The organism is Roseovarius salincola (assembly GCF_026891095.1).
Classification (GTDB): domain Bacteria; phylum Pseudomonadota; class Alphaproteobacteria; order Rhodobacterales; family Rhodobacteraceae; genus Roseovarius; species Roseovarius salincola.
This window is the reverse complement of the sequence record NZ_JAPTNL010000032.1, coordinates 1-17282: the sequence shown is the minus strand read 5'-3', so window position 1 is coordinate 17282 and position 17282 is coordinate 1. Positions and strand designations below refer to the sequence as shown.

General features: G+C 59.9%; 16 protein-coding genes. 6 read left to right on the top strand and 10 right to left on the bottom strand.

Annotation, left to right across the window (positions count from 1 at the left end; genetic code table 11):
• Positions 1–62 precede the first annotated feature (62 nt).
• The 8 genes from N5A93_RS18895 to N5A93_RS18860 all read right to left on the bottom strand — a co-directional run bounded on the left by N5A93_RS18895 (position 63) and on the right by N5A93_RS18860 (position 7410).
• Positions 63–422 (bottom strand): recombinase family protein, encoded by a 360-nt coding sequence (locus N5A93_RS18895; protein WP_268956650.1) that lies wholly within the window; start codon positions 420–422, stop codon positions 63–65.
• 2 nt (positions 423–424) lie between these two features.
• Positions 425–1474, bottom strand: a complete 1050-nt coding sequence (locus N5A93_RS18890) for a tyrosine-type recombinase/integrase (protein ID WP_268956649.1) — start codon at positions 1472–1474, stop codon at positions 425–427.
• Entirely contained in the window at positions 1471–3147 is a 1677-nt protein-coding gene (locus N5A93_RS18885; RefSeq protein ID WP_268956648.1) for a site-specific integrase, read from the bottom strand. The genes N5A93_RS18890 and N5A93_RS18885 overlap by 4 nt, the downstream gene beginning before the upstream one ends.
• Before the next feature lie 262 nt (positions 3148–3409).
• Positions 3410–3628, bottom strand: coding sequence for a helix-turn-helix domain-containing protein (locus tag N5A93_RS18880; protein ID WP_268956647.1), 219 nt, complete (start codon positions 3626–3628; stop codon positions 3410–3412).
• Between the two features lie 200 nt (positions 3629–3828).
• The gene (locus N5A93_RS18875) at positions 3829–4473 is read right to left on the bottom strand and encodes a hypothetical protein (protein WP_268956646.1); all 645 of its coding nucleotides are present in this window, start codon (positions 4471–4473) and stop codon (positions 3829–3831) included.
• Positions 4474–5290: 817 nt separating this feature from the next.
• A complete protein-coding gene (locus N5A93_RS18870; protein ID WP_268956645.1) occupies positions 5291–6001 on the bottom strand; it encodes a sensor histidine kinase in 711 nt (236 codons plus the stop codon).
• A gap of 371 nt (positions 6002–6372) precedes the next feature.
• Positions 6373–6807, bottom strand: coding sequence for a DUF302 domain-containing protein (locus tag N5A93_RS18865; protein WP_268956644.1), 435 nt, complete (start codon positions 6805–6807; stop codon positions 6373–6375).
• 327 nt (positions 6808–7134) lie between these two features.
• Positions 7135–7410, bottom strand: a complete 276-nt coding sequence (locus N5A93_RS18860) for a hypothetical protein (RefSeq protein ID WP_268956643.1) — start codon at positions 7408–7410, stop codon at positions 7135–7137.
• Between the two features lie 178 nt (positions 7411–7588).
• On the opposite strand from N5A93_RS18860, the gene N5A93_RS18855 reads away from it, so the two are divergent.
• From N5A93_RS18855 to N5A93_RS18830, 6 genes are all read left to right on the top strand, one after another.
• Positions 7589–8320 carry a Crp/Fnr family transcriptional regulator gene (locus N5A93_RS18855; protein ID WP_268956642.1) on the top strand — a complete coding sequence of 244 codons (732 nt, stop codon included), beginning with the start codon at positions 7589–7591 and terminating at the stop codon, positions 8318–8320.
• Positions 8321–8631: 311 nt separating this feature from the next.
• Positions 8632–8979: a hypothetical protein gene (locus N5A93_RS18850; protein WP_268956641.1), complete on the top strand. Its 348-nt coding sequence runs from the start codon at positions 8632–8634 to the stop codon at positions 8977–8979.
• Positions 8980–9096: 117 nt separating this feature from the next.
• Positions 9097–9852, top strand: a complete 756-nt coding sequence (locus N5A93_RS18845; protein WP_502263987.1) for a DUF5765 domain-containing protein — start codon at positions 9097–9099, stop codon at positions 9850–9852.
• A gap of 350 nt (positions 9853–10202) precedes the next feature.
• Positions 10203–11114, top strand: coding sequence for an extracellular catalytic domain type 1 short-chain-length polyhydroxyalkanoate depolymerase (locus N5A93_RS18840; protein WP_268956639.1), 912 nt, complete (start codon positions 10203–10205; stop codon positions 11112–11114).
• A gap of 833 nt (positions 11115–11947) precedes the next feature.
• Positions 11948–13159 (top strand): SAM-dependent methyltransferase, encoded by a 1212-nt coding sequence (locus N5A93_RS18835; RefSeq protein WP_268956638.1) that lies wholly within the window; start codon positions 11948–11950, stop codon positions 13157–13159.
• 203 nt (positions 13160–13362) lie between these two features.
• Positions 13363–14727, top strand: coding sequence for a DUF2254 domain-containing protein (locus N5A93_RS18830; protein WP_268956637.1), 1365 nt, complete (start codon positions 13363–13365; stop codon positions 14725–14727).
• Between the two features lie 52 nt (positions 14728–14779).
• Here the strand turns inward: N5A93_RS18830 and N5A93_RS18825 are convergent, their stop codons facing one another.
• Both N5A93_RS18825 and nhaA read right to left on the bottom strand, forming a co-directional pair.
• Complete coding sequence (locus tag N5A93_RS18825) at positions 14780–15067, bottom strand: hypothetical protein (RefSeq protein WP_268956636.1); 288 nt, start codon at positions 15065–15067, stop codon at positions 14780–14782.
• Positions 15068–15243: 176 nt separating this feature from the next.
• Complete coding sequence (gene nhaA, locus N5A93_RS18820; protein WP_268956635.1) at positions 15244–16554, bottom strand: Na+/H+ antiporter NhaA; 1311 nt, start codon at positions 16552–16554, stop codon at positions 15244–15246.
• Between the last annotated feature and the right edge of the window lie 728 nt (positions 16555–17282).

The window sequence follows — 17282 nt, the reverse complement described above, 5'->3', positions numbered from 1 at the left end:
GTGCATCGCTGTATCGTCCGTTCTTCATCGTAAATCTCCTCAGATATCTTGCCGAGAAAATTCTACTTTTGAACACCACTGATTTTCGGGGGGATTACCATCTCACCCTCTGACAGGGTCACGATCCGCACTCCATAAAAGTTCAGGCGCTTGAACAAGGTAGCTACATCGGCCTGGTCGCGGCTCAGCCGGTCCAAGGCTTCAGTCAGCACCATGTCGAACGCACCGCGCTCGGCCTGCTTCATCAAGCTTTCCAGCCCCGGGCGATGCATCGAGGCTCCTGACAGCGCCATGTCGCTGAACGTGCCTGCAACCGATCCCCCCAGTCGCTCGACCTGCTCCAGGCACAGGCGCGTCTGATCCTCGATCGATGCCTCGCTCTGCATCGTTGAGGAAAATCGGGCGTAAATCGCAATTCGCATGTTCAGTCTCCTTGCCGGATGCTGTCGATAAGCTGCGCGTGATTGCGGCCGATCTCAAGCGCAGTTGCGTGGTTATAATACTTCTCTGCAGTCTCATGGCCACGATGACCCAGAAGCGGTCGGATGTTCCCCACGGCTTCGGGTGAGGAGCGGGCCATGGTCGTGGCGGCAATATCCCTGAACAGATGCGGTGAGATCGGCACGTCGAAAAGCTTGCGTGTCTGGTTGCGGATCAGCGTTCCCATGGAGGTGCCACTGATTGGTGCGCCCCGGTTCGTAACCCAGAGATAGTCGTGATCATAATCGCCTCGGAGCATGAGGGCGGGTCGCGTCTGCTGGATGTAGCGCCCCAAAAGAGGCACAATGGATGGCGGCACGAGCGTCTCCCAATAAGTTTTGGTCTTGTTCAGATCGGGGGCCGTCTGGATAAGGATCTGATCGTCGTCGATCAGCACGGACTCCCCGAGGCGCAGGCTGGAGAGGGCACGGCGCCGGATCGGAATCAGCGTCAGGAAGGCAATGAGCGTCGCGTTGCGCTGTCGCAGCGCCCTCTGCTGGTCATTTCCAAAGTTCTGATTTGCAGAGCTTTCCAATTCCTGAGCTTTTGCCAAGACATGCACCCCGGAAAGGATTCGCCCGTCCTTGCGGTGGCTGACCTGCTCCTTGGCTAACCTTTGCAAGCACCGCACGATGCGCTTGAACGGGTCCCACGCATGATCAGGGAAACAGAGGCTGAGCAAGCGCAGCGTGGTATCGGCGTAGAAATGCTGGGTGTGCGGCGAAAGGTGCGTGGTGGAGTCGATGAAGCCGACAAAGGTCTCGAGGTCAATACGATCGGCCGGATGAGCCCAAAGTGACGCGGGTTGGACCTCGGTCAGCCAAGCGAGCCATTTGCCATAGCCGGCCTTGATCATGTTGCGGGTTGGCTCGGCCATATGAGCCAGTGGACCGACCTCATCGAACAGCCCGCCGTTTTGTATCGCGCGCTGCCACATCTGCTGATCGATGGGCGGCCAGTCCTCAATGGGAAGGATACGGCCATTCACGCTCATTGCTTCAACCCTTCGATGATCTCGCCATAGTGGCGCGACACCTCTGTGGTCTCAATGCCCGTATAGGCATTGATCGTACTGCTCAGGCGGGAATGGCCCAAGAGACGGCGCGCCGCCTCATAGTTGCCGGGCGCGGATTTCAGCAGCAGATGCGCTGCAAAATGGCGAAAGAGGTGCATATTGACGTCAAGCCCAAGCTCGCGCTTCAGGCAGAGCTTCAAGCTGTCGGCCAGCTGTTCTGCCTGCATCGGGCGTGAACCGTCGCGCTTGGGAAACAGATAGGGCGTGCTCGGTGGGCAGAGGCGCGGCGAGCGCAGTGAGATGTGGCGCTCGATCATCTTGGCAATCTGCGGCGGCAGTTCGAACTCGAGCGGTTGGCGGTTCTTGACCTCATCTTTTGGGAACATGAGGTAGACCTTGCCGTCGCCGGGGCGTTGCAGATGGCGATCCAACTCAAGCGAGACCAGGTTGCCGCGCCGGATTGGGCAGTAGAGCAGGATTGCAAGCGCAATCGCTCTCTCGCGCATCAGGCAGGCCTTTTGAGAGGTCTCCTGGCCCGCCCGCCCATTCAGAAGTTCGGGCAGCTTGAGGATCTGGGATGTCATAGCCGGGGCCATCATCGGGCGCAGGCGCGCGCGGTTCTTAGCGGTCAGGCCAGGCTGTTTGCTCGGCAGGCGCTGCACATACTTGTCGAGCAGGGGATGTTCCGCGTGTCCGAGGTGACGCCGGCTGACCTGCTGCAGAGCCAAGATCATCTCTTTCATACCGGGCGTGATTTGGTTCTCATAGCGCGCATAAAACCAGCGCAGGCCGGTCTCGATCATGTCCTCGGACAGGAGTGCGCCGAGATCGGTAATACGCTCAGGGGGTACGTCGGCCCGAACAAGCCCGCCTGCAAAACGTTCCAGGACCCGGGAATATGCAAAGATCGAACTGGCGGCGAGAGGGCGTTTATACGACTCATCAAAGAAGCTCACCTGGCCGGCCCTTTCCTTGAAACGGGCCAAGTCATTAGCGAAACTCGGCGGATAGCTCTCAAGGGGTAGCTTGATTTTGTCGACTTTCGGGGCCAGCCCCTTGAGATGCGTCTGGGGCCAGCCGGGGACATGTTTGACGGCGCGGTTCCACGCATTGACGGCATTGCGCAGTGATGCCTTGGGGTTCTTCCGGATCTCATCCCCGACCAGAGCCTCATGAAACACCGTCACATGCTGATCACCGACCTCTTCGGGCTGGACGCCCAGGCGATCCAGAAAATAGAGAAAACGGCTCAGCGAGGAATGAATCTTCCCGTTCTTGCAGGCGTTCTCCCACAGGGCGTGCCAGGTGGGTGTCAGATCCTCGTGTTGGTTCCGGCGTCTCTTGACGACCCCGCAATGAGCCAAAGAAGACCGCGCATCGCTGACCAGATTCTTCCAGGACTTTTGCGTGATGTTGAGTGCGGCGTGTGAGGTAGCCTCCAGACGGGGTTGCAGCCATTGAGGTGCCGCCGGCACATTCGAGGGCGCCATGCCAAGAGCCGTGGCAACCCGCTGAAGGCCGGATACCATATCGCGCTTGCGCGTGGAGGGCAGGGACGAGTCAGCTTTGACCTGCTCGATGAGGTCGCTGAACATCGGCGTTCCTGCTGGCAGCAGGGCCTTGCTCAGGTCCTCGGTGCTGAAAGTCTTCATTCGGGAGTTTCCTTATTGGTCATGGTGGGTCTCGGGATGACTTCAGTGGACACGGGGTGACATTCGGGAAAACTATACCATGGAAAGTTTCTTCCTTCCGGAGGGTGTGTTGTCCCGACGAGTGGCTAAATTATTGACATGAATGGACATTGCTGGTCACTGGTGCTCCGGGTGCGCGCCGCATGGGATCATGTGCCGAAAGATCGAAGTCGTGGGGTTTTCCGCGCTTACTTGGCAACGGAGATATGGGCCTTCGTGGCAATTAGAGATTGCCTTTGAGGGCCATGCGGTAGGCGGCATGTGCCGCCGGCGAAATACGGATCAGCCGGCCGCCGGGGCCGACGCGGATCACTTCCAGCAGGCCGGCACTGATTGCGCGGCGCACGGTCTTCTCGGACACGTTGTCTGCTCGTGCGACATCCTTCACGGTCATCAACGGCTGCGCATGGTGCGGGGTCGAATTATTGGGGGTCTTGGCCATCGGCACGCTCCTCAGCAGGGTGGGGGGCGAGCTCCTGCATATCTGCCGCGATCATCCGAGCGAACAGGCGCGCCAACGCCAGTGCGGCGTCAGTGACGTCCTGATCGTCCGTCGAATGGTCTGGGTATTCTGGCTCGCGGGTCATGCCGGAAGCATGCCGTGGGTCCGCGCACCATTACCAAGTGTATCGATTGTGCGGGTCAGGCCCCGTCGATCGGATCGAGAGCACCGCGTCGCCTAAAACGTCGGCGAACGAGTTCGATGTCACTCCGCAGTGTCTCACCTGGAATCTGGCTCATCGGCTTCGTGACCATGCCGACAACAGTCTGGATAAACCTGATCAGCTGGCCTTCACGTTGCTCGGAACTCGGTTTGTCAGGACGGGTTGTAAATGTGAGTTTGCGACCGGCGTCCAACCAAATATAGCAGCAGCTCTCAATCAAGCTAATGCGCCGATCATCCGATACGCTCCGCTTGTCGCGAGGCTGTACGGGGACTTCGTCGCCATTGCCCTCGATGAAAAACTTTCTGAACTGTTCGTCTTGGCGACCTCTCTTATTGCCGCGCTGTTCCCGCGTCACGCGGACAAGGCTGACCTCGGAGTCGATATCAAGGGAATAGCCCACAAGGACGGAGAGATCCCGGGCGAGGTTTATGTCCAACTGAAAATCCTTGGCCAGGTCCTGGATCTGATCTTCGCGCAACGCGCCGTCATCGTCATAGTCGTCCAGACGCAAAGGCAGTGTCTCCTTGATCCCGTCGAAATGCATATAAACATGATCGGCGGGGTCCTCCGTTTGGCTCGCCTCTTCATGTATTTTGGACGGGTGTTCTTCGAAGTTCATGGCGCGACCTGTAGATGTCTACTGTGCAGATTTTAACGCGACCGTGGGGGCAAGGGAACCTGCAGAGCATCTTGTATTTCGCTAACTGACGTCTGAATTGCAGGTTTTTGAACAAGCTCCGCGAATGAAATCAATGCAGTGGTCAATCGATACACTTGGGATAATATTCGCAGCTCCACCAGCCTGGGCCGCGAAGTGCGTCAAACGCGCTTTTCTCGTGCTTAGGTTCACTCTCGCGGTTCTTCCCGGCATGAAATCGAACAAAAGCCGCGACCACGGTTTGCCTGCACATCGGTCGCAAAGCGCAGGATATGACCGGGGAACACCCCATCCCGCACCGGATCGACTCCTTTTTGACCGGTGCAGAAGCACGACGACGAAACCCACCGGCTAGTAATCCGCAATGTGGCGGTGTGACATACCAGGGACCGCGTGGTGAGGAGAGCATGCCGCGTTGCGCCGCCGTGAACGGCCCATTAGAGACATTCATCCCATTCACCGCCACCGCGGTGCGGCTTCACCAGACCGGCCATTCGCTGCGAGTGCAAAATCGCGCCGGTGGCGAACTGGTAGTGTGCGGACAGAGCGTGCTTTCGCTGCACTTGCTCGGGTAGCTGCTTTGGTGCATTTTTCGAACCTTCACTTTGGGTTGCACATGAATTGCACACCTCCAATGGCTAGGACATTGATCCAGGAGGACAAACCTTCCATTCCTCCATCGGCAAGCAAATGTTCGCTTGCGGGGGTGAGTCTGGTGGCAGATTGCTGGAGGGGATGGGCCTGAGGTCTAACCTTTTCTTGCTGAAAGTATATGATCTTAAACAAATACGTGAAGCTTCGGCGTCTCGGCACCGGCGCCAACCGGGGTGGGAATTTCAGTGTCGGCCTTTGTTTCTTCCAGCGGCAGCGAAAGGCACACAGTCAGCCCTTGATTTGTTGAGCGATACTCAATGGCTCCGTCGATTTGTCCAACCAGCGCCTGCACCAGACGATAGCCAAATCCGGATCCCAATCCGTTTGCCGGCAAGCCAGGTCCATTGTCGAGGATTTCGACGAGAACGGTTCCGCTTGCGTCCTTGCTGCAACAAACCACGATCCGGCCCGACCTGCCGGGGCGCCGACCGTACTTGATGGCATTGGTCATAACTTCGGTGACGATCTGTGCGGTGGGAAGCAAGTGCTGCGGAGCTATCGTGCAATCGCTGGCGAGCGACTCCACGATGACAACATCGCCCGAGACGCCCGACCCGAGCGCCGAGCATATCATGCCCAAGTGGTGGCTCAGATCAGCCGAGCTCTCGGTCCCCTCTGACGAGAGCAACCGATGCAGTTGCGAGATCGCCGTGATCTGCGCGCCGATCGCGTCGAGGAGAAGCGAAAGATCAGCCAATTTTGGGGGAGGGTCGCGGCGGACCAGTTCGGCGCCTTTAAGGCGGACGTGGCAGGCAAGCAGGGCCAGATGATTTGCGATCCGGTGATTCGCTTCGGTCACCTGACTGGCGTTCGACTGGGCGTCACGGTCGATCATGTCTGGGTCTCCTGTATTCTGCCTAGTTGACCAAGCCACTGTCGCACGCGGTGTTCTTTAAGCGGGTAGCTCGACGTGCTCGCGGGTTCCCGCGTGGAACCGGGATTGCCTCGTGGGCGTTCAATTCGTCAGCGTTGCATCTCGCGTGCCCGGTCGCGCTGCTCCAGGTTAGGATGGACCCGGGGAACGGCATCAGGCGCAGGGGCAGGCCGCACGGGAACGGGAACAGACGCTTTGGCAGAAGACCGAGAGCGAGGCGGACAGACTAGCTGATCGCGACCGAGGGTTGGGTAACGTGCTAACGGGCTATAGAAGGGCCCGTTGCATCGCTTTCAGAGGCCATTCTACTTGGGCAATGTCAGTTTAAGAATTCAGTCGACGGCCTTGTTGATCAGCATTTGCAAGGTGTCTTCCATTTCGTTCACGTAGTCCGCCCTAACGTTGATGCTCATGCCATCGAACATATCGGTCACGTCTTGATAGGCGATCTGAGTGTCGCCATCTGGGCCATGATAGACCAGCACGTGCAAAGGCAGCATCAATCCCGTCTGAATGTCGTCCTGCATCGCGGCCGTGTCAACGGCCGGGTTGCCAAAGATCAGCAGTTGGGCCGGGACAAGTTCCATATCCGCGCTGTTGGCCTCGGCAGCATAGTCGATCCGGGCATACACCTTGGCCCCGGCCTCTCGCACCGCAGCCTCCAGCGCGTCCATGGCGGCTGGAACATACTTCGTCGTTTGAACGGTCATCACCTCGGCCATGGCCGGGGTCGCAAGCGTCATCGCAATCAGGGTTGCACGGATCATGATAATTTCCTCTTCGATTTACATTTGGCTGCTCGAAACAGTCAGGTATCACCTCAAGCCAACAGTCTCTAAGTGGAACGCCGTCGCTTTGTTGCGCACCTATCAACCAAGCGGCGGCTCGGTTTGTCTGAACCGGTCCCAGGCTTCTTCCAAGTGGGCCTCCGCTTTGGTTACTCCGCCGCCGGGGATCGGCGGTGGCTGGGTAAGATTTGCGCGATCGGGCGTTCCGCGCGCCGAGCGACGAATGAGGCCGTATGCCGTTGTGCAAGCAAGTGGCGAGACCGAGCGGACGCCACCCGAGTTCGGGTGCCATCGGCTGGCCGAGCGTTATGGCCGTCGTACCGAATTGCCACCATCGATGATCCGGTTAATCAGGTCGGCGACCGCCGAATGCAGCTCCCCCTGCCCATCTTCGCCCGGATCGTTTGAATGAGCTGCCGCAGCGTCGCGCAGCACGCCGACGATCTGGTGCTCTGGTAAGATGTCTCTATCGTTGAGGGCCATCAAAAGCGATTCGCAGATGGTGAGGGCGGCGACGGCCGTCACTTCTGCTCCGGGCGGTATTCCCAAAAGTACTGGCTTGGAAGGTATTTGCGTTGTCATGGACTGATTCTTTCTAGTTTTGGCCAAGGCATGTCCAGCCCCGGAGAACTTGATCGCAACTGTCGCACATCGCGCGTAACATGAACTGATCCACGGCAGGATTGCTGGGAGCGATGCGCGATAATCTAGGATTGTCAGAACCCGTCCCCGCCGTGGAACCGGGGAAAAAAGGTATCCGATGATCAGCACCCAAAGCCCACTCGCCCGCAAGCTGGGCAACTTCGTCGCCCTGTCTGAGGCCGAGCTGGCTGTCCTTGATACCTTGCACCGGCGGCGTCGCAGTTTTGCCGCGGGACGGGATATTGTGTTTGAGGGGCAGACCCACCAGGCAGCGTATATCCTCGCCGACGGCTGGGTCTGTTCCTACAAGTTGATGCGCAACGGCTCGCGACAGATCGTCGATTTCCAGATACCGGGCGACTTTCTCGGCCTGCGGTCGGTCCTCTTTCGCACCGCCGACCACAGCGTCGAGCCAGTCACGGCGGTCGAGGCATCGGAAGTGCTGGAAAGTGACCTGCTGCAAACCTTTGCAGACACCCCGCGCTTGGCCACAGCGGTGCTATGGGCCGCGTCGCGGGACGAGGCGATGGTGGTCGAGCATCTGGTCGGCATCGGTCGGCGAGACGCACGGGAACGGATGGCGCATTTCCTGCTCGAACTCAGCGCTCGGCTGACCCTGGTGGGACGCGGCACCCGCGACGGTTTTGCCTGTCCGCTGACGCAATACCATCTGGCCGATGCGCTGGGGCTCAGCGCCGTGCACGTCAATCGTGTTCTCCGCGAGTTGCGCGAGGACGGGCTGGCAACCTTTCAGAAGGGCCGGGTGACGATCCACGATTTCGACAGGCTGGCCGATCTGGCCGAATTCGACCGCGCCTACCTCGATCAGGAAGGCCCTCTTCTGCGGTAGCGCCATGTCCCGGACTCCATTCTGGTCAGGGTCCGCTGCGTCGGTCTTGCGACCGGCGGTTTCCATCATGGAGCGGAAATCGCGCGCAGAAGCTGAGGCAGATATGCTTTGCAGGGCTGTCAGCTTCGGGTCAGCCGCCGATCGATATCAGGCCCGTCTTCCTAACCTGGATCAGCAATCGGACCGCCCGGATGATCTATGATGAAATATACCTTCGAAGGCCGGGCAGCCCATCGCGGACCCGGCGACGCGCGGTGCTGCCAAGCTGAGCCGCAGGTTAGAACCCCAGCGCCGTGCGAAGGAGTCAAGGCATGAAACACCGAGAAAAAACACCCGCATCGTCCGGAGTGCCGGAACCAACCGACGCTTCCGACAAGAAGATTCCGAAGAACCCGGCTCAAGACGAGTCCCGCACGGCCGAAGACAGCGCTCGCAAGATCGACCGCCCGGGCTTTGATCTGGGCGGGTCTTCTGGTGACACACACGCAGGTACAGGATTGGGCCTTGGAGATGATGCCTTCGACACACCGGGCGAGAGAAGCCTTCCAGGGCGTCACCCTGACAACAAGCTGACAATCCCGCGCTGGGGTGGACCGGAACCCCGTGCCACGGACGGAACTCCCAAGAAACTACCCGTCCTGCAGACCCCCTCTGCATGACAGCCCAAAAGAGGAAGCTGATCCTGGTGATTGACTGGCGCTCCCGATGTGCTGTCACGCCCAATCAGCACGTTGCGGTGTCAGCTCGACTATTCTTCCTGTCGAGAAAGAGAATTGATGTGTTGGAGCGGTGAAGCGTCGGCAGTACTGGCAGTCGTGGGTATCTCTACCACTGCTTATGCCGCCTACAGGAAGGAACCGGCGCCGTTGTGGATGGCCCTCGGCTATTTCTCGTCAATGGAGCTTTTACAGGCCTTCACATATCCGGTCATCGATCAATGCTCGCTCCCCTCTAATCAGATCGCCACTCTCCTGAGCTACTTGCACATCGTGTTCCAGCCATTCTTCATCAACATGCTGTCGATGTATTTCATACCAACTGCTGTTCGAGAGAGGATCCGGTGGCCGGTTTATGCAGTCTGTTTTGCTTCGGCAGTCGTCATGCTTTTGCAGCTTTACCCGTTCGAATGGGCAGGGTCGTGTCCACTGGGGCGCGGGCTGTGTGCGGATCGACTTTGCTCGGTTTCCGGAGAGTGGCATATCGCCTGGGATGTGCCGACGAACGGCATGCTGAATTTCATCACCGTCGATTCTTGGGCTTCTTTCCTGAGCATTTATCCGACCTATTTTATCGCTGGAATCTTGCTGCCCTTCGTTTACGGCTCTTGGCGGTTTACCGTGTACCATTTCCTGGTCGGACCGCAATTGGCCATGCTCCTGACCAGCAACCCCAATGAAGTGGCCGCGATCTGGTGCCTCTTATCAATAGGAATTCTGCTTCTTGTCGTGAAGACACCGATAAGGCGCTTCATGTACGTGAAATCCTGGTGGTTGTGGCCAAGAAGAATCGGTCGAAAGCGAAGCGATGTTTGATCAGTTTTTTATGCGGGAAGGGGAAGGGCTGTACGGCTACGCCCGGCAGGTGATCGGCTGCGCACGGGAGCTCCTGCATTTTATTGGTGCCCGGACTAACCTGCATCTGTGCAAGCGGACCGGGAAACCAGCAAGGTGCAGCCCAATCACCGAGACGCTTGGCGTATCCGTCTGATGGATCTCATCTGCCGCGGGCGGCAAAGGTCTCTTCGTGTCCACCTTGAACCGTGGGCAGTCATATCGCGCCCGGCCCGAAAATTCGGGTCCGCGCGTCTCACGTGGGCAGGACCGGCTCATGTACAGGGGTTCTTATGTCAGCATCTTCAACTACCGCCAATCGTCTCTCCGTTATGGAAAAATTCGGGACTGACCCCGGGTCGCTGAGCGCGGAGCTTTATATTCCGGAGAACTTCACGAAGAACGGCCCTCTTGTCGTCGTGCTGCATGGCAGCACCCAGTCGGCGGAGAGCTACGATACCGGATCAGGCTGGTCTGCTCTCGCCGACGAATTCGGGATAGCGCTTCTGTTCCCGGGGCAAAAGAAGGCCAACAACGCCATCGGCAGCTTCAACTGGTTCAAGCGGGGCGACAGCCACCGCGGCGGCGGCGAGCCGCTCTCTATTCGGCAGATGATCACCCAGGTCGTTGACGATCATGCCATTGACCCGTCGCAGGTCTTCATCACGGGGATGTCCTCGGGTGGTGCCATGACATCCGTGATGCTGGCGGCCTATCCGGAAGTGTTCGCGGGAGGTGCGATCATCGCAGGACTGCCCTACCGCAGCGCAAACACCCTGATGCAGGCAGTGTTTCGCATGAACGGATATGGTGGACCCTCTGACCGCAGGCTCGACGCGCTTGTGCGCGGAGCCTCGCAATTCACGGGTCCATGGCCGACGATCTCGGTCTGGCATGGCGACAGCGATAAGACCGTCGACAATTCCAACGCCAGCGCGATCGTCCGGCAGTGGCAGGAGATCCACAAGGTCGAAGGCCCGCCGACACGCGTCGAGATGGTTGACGGCTTCCCTCGGGAAGTCTGGTGCGACCCCGACGGGCGGGTGGTGATCGAGCATTACATCATCGAGGACATGGGCCACGGCACGCCTATCAGTGCCGATGGCGACGAGGGCCTGGGGGAAGAAGGCAAGTATATGTTGGATGTTGGAATTTCCTCGACCCGGCACATCGCTGACTTTTGGGGTTTGACGCGGCCCGGCGCAGAGAATCGGGCAGAGCCGCGAACGGCAGCAGCTTCCTGACGCTGTCGGGCGGGATCTTGAAATGATGCCCCGCCTCCCGCTGCCTCATCCTCAGGCGCTGGGACGCCAAGAACAGCCGCTGCGTCGTTTTCGCAGCCTAAAGAAGATCGAAGGCCTCTGCGTTGCTCCAGGTTAAGGCGCGCCGGTGTGCTGGGGCGTAACGTGAGCCAAGTGCCGATCGTGCGAGATGCATTGCTCATCCTGAGCTGCGGTTGCCGCGAAAGCACCCAACGGAGACTTTCATGGACTTGACCACAATCCTCATCATCGTTCTCGTCATTGCCCTGCTCGGCGGAGGCGGTTGGTACGGTCGCGGGCGTTGGTTCTGACCCTGAGCCGCAGCGATCAGGTTGGAACGGGCAGGCTACCGTCGGCCTTGGCGTTTTTCGCCGCATCCGAGGCTGCATCATGGGGGGGAAACCGCTCCGCCACGGGCTCGCCACTCATAGTCATGCGATCCTGCGAAAAGTCGCGCTCCCGTCGTGAATTGCACGGGGGACAAACAAGCAGTTTCGGCGTTCTATTCAGCATAACTTCGCTCGAGGCGTTCCGCGTTGAATCTGTGAAACAAGAATGGAAGCGCATATGACCGGAGCAATGACCTGCGGCTTACGTGGCGTCGCAGACGGGGATTTGATAGTCTTCGTCGGCGCGGGTGGTGCTCCGTCGCGGTTGAACATCGTATTTCCGCATTTGCAGCACAGCATGAACGTGGATGCAGCGACCCCGACATCACCATGCCGTTACGGGATGGTTCAGACGTGGACTAACGCGGACGACCGGCGGCGGAGAAACTTCGTCTTTGAACCGAGGGGACCGCAGGACCGGATCAGATGAAGGCAGTGACGACGACCGAGGGCCAGAGCGACCTGCCGCGCTACTTCGCGGCGGTCTTCGCGAAAGCGCGCGGGATGAAGGCAGGACGACTTACCTTCGTGCTGCCTGACGGGCGCCGGTTCCGCGCGGACGGCGCACGGCCCGGGCCCGTGGCCGAACTGCATGTGCATGATCCTTCCCTTTTCGCGCGGCTCATTCGCGAAGGACAGCTGGGCTTCGCGGAGTCCTATCTGGAGGGCGGCTGGTCGACGCCCGACCTGCAGGCTTTCATGGATCTCGTGCGCGCCGCCGGCGACGACATCTATGACGGCTTTCCAGGCATGGGCCTGCTGCGGCTCCTGGAGCGGGCGCGGCACCTGTTGCGCGACAACACCCGGTTTCAGGCGCGGCGCAACATCGCCGCCCACTACGACCTAGGGAACGACTTCTATCGACTCTGGCTCGACGAGACGATGACCTATTCTTCCGCGAAATTCACGACCGGGCAGGAAAGCCTCGAGGCGGCGCAGATCGCCAAGTACGCGAGCCTGATCGACGGAATGGGCGTCGCGTCGGGCGACCACGTGCTGGAGATCGGCTGCGGCTGGGGCGGCTTTGCCGAATACGCGGCCGCCGAGCGCGGACTGCGCGTCACCGGGCTCACCATAAGCCCGGCGCAGCACGACTACGCATGGGACCGGATCCGGCGCGCGGGCCTCGACGACCGTGTCGAGATCAGGCTTCAGGACTACCGCGACACGCGTGGCCGCTTCGACGGCATCGCCTCGATCGAGATGTTCGAGGCGGTCGGCGAGCGCCACTGGCCAACCTATTTCGAGACCGTCCGCGACTGCCTGAAGCCGGGGCGCAACGCGACCCTGCAGATCATTACCCTGCAAGACCATCGCTGGGAGGCCTATCGCCGCGGCGTTGACTTCATCCAGAAATACATCTTTCCGGGAGGTCTGGTGCCCTCGCGCAGTGTGCTCCTTGCCGAGGTAGAGCGTGCCGGACTGAAGTTCGTCCATTCGGTCGAGTTCGGTGAGAGCTACAGCCAGACGCTCCGCCGCTGGCATGAATCGTTCAACGAAAACTGGAGCGAGATCGCCAGACAAGGTTTCGATGAGCGGTTCCGCAGGATGTGGAACTTCTATCTCACCTCCTGCGCTGCAGGTTTCGCGAGCGGAGATTGTGACGTGACGCAGGTCACTGTGGAACGGCCGGCTTGAGATGCCAATCGAGCGCCCCTGCACCTATATCACCGCCCCATACGTTGCCGGCGCCCGCATGATCGCTTGGAAGCCGCGGGCAATCGTGCCCCAAGGTACGACAGCATCGATGCCGCGTCGGACCGCACATTGTCCAGGTGCTTGCACGGCGGACCTGACAGAGATGAGCATGGTCAATCTTATCGCGTCCGGCGAAGGCGACGATGCTTAGCCGCTTCTACACTCTCTGGGCCAATCTGCGGGCCGGCTTCTGGTTCGTACCGACGCTCATGGCTGTCGGCGCAATTGGGTTGGCCATCGTGGCTCTCAACCTCGATGCGGGCCTGCCGGAGGAGAAGGCCCGGCAGTTCTGGATCCACAGCGGCGGGCCGGAGGACGCCCGCAATCTGCTTTCCACCGTCTTTTCCTCGATGGTCACAATGGCCACGCTCGTCATATCGATCACCATGGTGGTGTTGACGCTCGCAGCCAGCCAACTCGGCCCGCGAATGGTCCGAAACTTCATGGGCGATCTCCGCACGCAGTTGGTGTTCGGCACGTTCCTCATGACCATCATCTACTGTCTGCTGGTGCTTCGGACCCTGAACAGTGACCTCGACGTTTCCAAGGTGCCCCACATTGCCGTCACGTTCGGGACCGTACTTGCCCTCATCAACCTGTTCGCGCTGCTGTTCTTTATCCATATTCTCGCCCGATCGATCATTTCCGACACAGAGATCCGGCGTGTCGAAAGGGATCTCCGCAGTGCGATCTCGCGCTTGCTGCCGGCGGAGGAAGACGTTCAGTCGATTCCCGAACAGCCGACAATCGCCGACGTGCTGCCCGCCGACTTCGACGAACGTGCTTCCGCGTTGCCTCTTTCCGGCGAAGGCTACGTTCAGGCGATCGAGTATGAGCAGCTCGTGGAAATCGCCTGTCGGCACAAGGTGATCGTCCGCCTGGACTTCCGCGCCGGCGATTTCGTGATCAAAAAATCGTACAAGGCAGAAATCTATCCGGGGAGTCTGCTCAACTCGGAACTGGCGACCGAACTGGAAGGCGCGATCCTGGTCGGTGAGGAACGCACGCCGCTTCAGGATCTCGAGTTCTCGATGCGCCAGTTGGTCGAAATCGCCGTAAGGGCGCTTTCGGCGGGCATTAATGACCCCTTTACCGCTATCGCCGTTATCGATCGTCTGGGCGCTGCGCTCGGCGAAGTGATGCGGCGCGAGCTTCGGCATGAGGTTCTTTTCGACCCGGCGGGAGATGTGCGGGTGATCGCCCCAGCCGCGAGCTTCCGTGGGTTCACGAACGTTGCTTTCCACCAGATCCGGCAAGCCGGTGCCAGCCACCCAGCCGTTACCATGCACATGCTCCGCACCATTGCGCTGCTTGCGCCCAACGTCCGACTGGTCGACCAACGTGATGTCCTGCTGGACCACGCCGCCGTCATTGCCGAAACCGGGCGGCGCGGAGCATCGGAAGCCTCCGATATCGCCGATATCGATCACAGTTACCGGGCAGCTCAAGTCGCACTCACTGGAAAGCCACGCCCGGCAAAGCCTTCCGAAGCGCTCGGGCGAGAATAATCCATTTCGCTGCAGATACAGCTATGCGATCTGTAAACGGGCTACCCGCCGATCATCGCCGCCCCCGCTTCCAATCGTCGAGCCGAGCGTAGACAGTAAGCGCGTTCCCACTGAGCGCGACACAGATAAACACACAGCCAAGCGTGTTGAGGTAAGGCTCAAGCGGCAAGTTTGCAGATTGCTGCTCCGCCGATCTCACCGCCGGGATATTCTGCCCAATTTCCATATGCGTCAGGCCCAGCGTCGCCACAGTGAAAGCCTCACCGCCTGTCATGGCGTGGCAGTCGGCCTGCACTTCGCCTGAGGGAAAAGATCTCTCGGTGAAGGTAGTATCACGCACGGGGAAGCGCTCGCCCTACGACCTCACGGATCCAAGGGCGACTTGGATGAGCCCTGAACGCGGGCTCCCGTCCCATCTGTTCGTAATGCCTGTCAATCCCACTGGCGCGTAAGCGAGGCGCGCTTTGTCCGGGATCGAAACCAGAGGCGACGTGCGCGTCTCGCTGCGTGGTGCCGTCATCGCGGTCGCAATGTGAGCCAGGTCAGCAGCAAGCTGCCAAGGATCGCGGAAAGTGCCGATCCGCCGAGAATACCCAACTTTGCCGCATCCAGGACTGGTTGCTCGAACGCAAGGCCCGCGATGAACAGCGACATGGTAAAGCCGATGCCTGTAAGGAATGCCCCGGCGGCGATGAAGGGCCATGACAGGCCGGTCCCGCGGGTAGCCAGACCGAACTGAACCGCGAGCCAGCTAAACCCGAACACCCCAACAGGTTTTCCCAGCACCAGTCCGACGACGATCGCCAGCGAAACCGGCTGTGCGAAATCCGCTCCCTCGATCGTGATCCCGGCATTGGCCAGCGCAAAGAGTGGCATGATGACAAAGCCCATCCAAGGGTGCAGCATCATCTCGAGCCGTTCAACGGGAGAGAGCGATTCCGTTACGGCCCTGCCGGCGCGGCGCAGGTCCTCGCGATCTTCGGTGTCGCCGCTCCAATGGTCGCCGGCTGGATAGGCGAGAACCCCCCCGAGAATGGAGCGTAGACGTGTGTCGCTGACCCAGACGCGGGTCGGCGTCATGAGCCCGAGAATGACACCGGCAATGGTTGCGTGGATGCCCGACGCGTCGAAGCACAGCCAGATCGCGCCTCCCATCAGGAAGTAAACCGGGATGCGGCGCACCCCGAGCTGCGCGGCGCTGGCAACGACCACGATCCCAAGCGCCCCGAGACCGAGCGCAGACCAGTTCATCGCCTCCCCGTAGCTGAAGGCGACGACGAGAACGGCACCGACGTCATCGAAGATCGCCAATGACAGAAGGAAAAGCCGTAGGCTGGGCGGGACCCGGGTCCCGAAGATGGCAAGACATGCGATGACGAACGCGGTATCGGTCGCCATCACCGTGCCCCAGCCATGCATGCCCGGCTCCCCGACCATCAAGGCCAGGTACAGCGCGACCGGAACTGCCATGCCGCCCAAGGCGGCGGCGAAGGGAAGCGCAGCCATTCGCGGATGTCGCAACTCACCAAGGACCAGCGCGCGCTTGAGTTCAAGCGAGATCACGAAGAAAAACAGCGTCATAAGGCCGTCGTTGATCCAGTGCTGCAACGACCGGGTAAAGTCGAGCGCACCGAAGCTCAGGCCGACCGGTGTCTCCCACAGCGCCAGATATGCGCCTCGCCAGGGCGAGTTGGCCAGGGCCATCGCCACCAGAACGGCCAGCACAAGAAGACCGCCAGATGCCGCTTCAATCTTCAGGAAACGCGCAAAGGGCTTTGTAAATCTGTCGGCCGCTTCGCGGGGCAGACTTTCGGGATTGTCGATCATGGATTCAAGGTGCCTTTTCCGACCTTGATTGGCAAACGCCATCAATAATTGGGCCCCGCTCTCGGGACAGGGTGTTCGCTCAACGCCTTCGGGCCGTATCCCCGGCGGCCATGCACCAAGTCCCGGGGCACTGCCGGTCGGCTACCTCCGCGATCTCTTATATTCAGACTGCGTCGATTGCAGAAAGCGGGCACTTACCTGCATCAGCCTCTCGGTTGATCTGGCCGGGCTCCGTCCACCGGGAACAGGCCTGGCCATTCATCACGAGCGGGACCACCCGGCAGATCGAGGCCGTGGCGGCTACTCCCCGGTCTGTGTCGGGTGACAAGACAATCATGAAAGCGAACAATCTTTGGCATGTGCGCGCAAGTTCGATATACGGGCGGCAGCAGCAAGACCGCCCGTGAGCTGACGGGGCATCGTGCTTTCCAAGCGTGCGTCCCGACCGTGCCAAATCCGGGAACCTTCTGCCAGCGTCATTGACTCTGTGACTCTATCGGCAACCACAACCAAGTAGAGGTGAAACGATGGCAGCGAGCAAACCGGCCGACAGTGCTGCCATGCGGAAGACGCTATGGGGTCCCGGCACAGGGCAGAACACGAGGACCTTGGCATCTGGGCAAGGATAGTATGTTGACTGATTTTGTGACCGGGTACCAACCCTATCTTGCGCTGGTTCTACTGCTGATCCTGTTGGTGGGTTTCGTGCATGAACGCTTTGCCCCGGA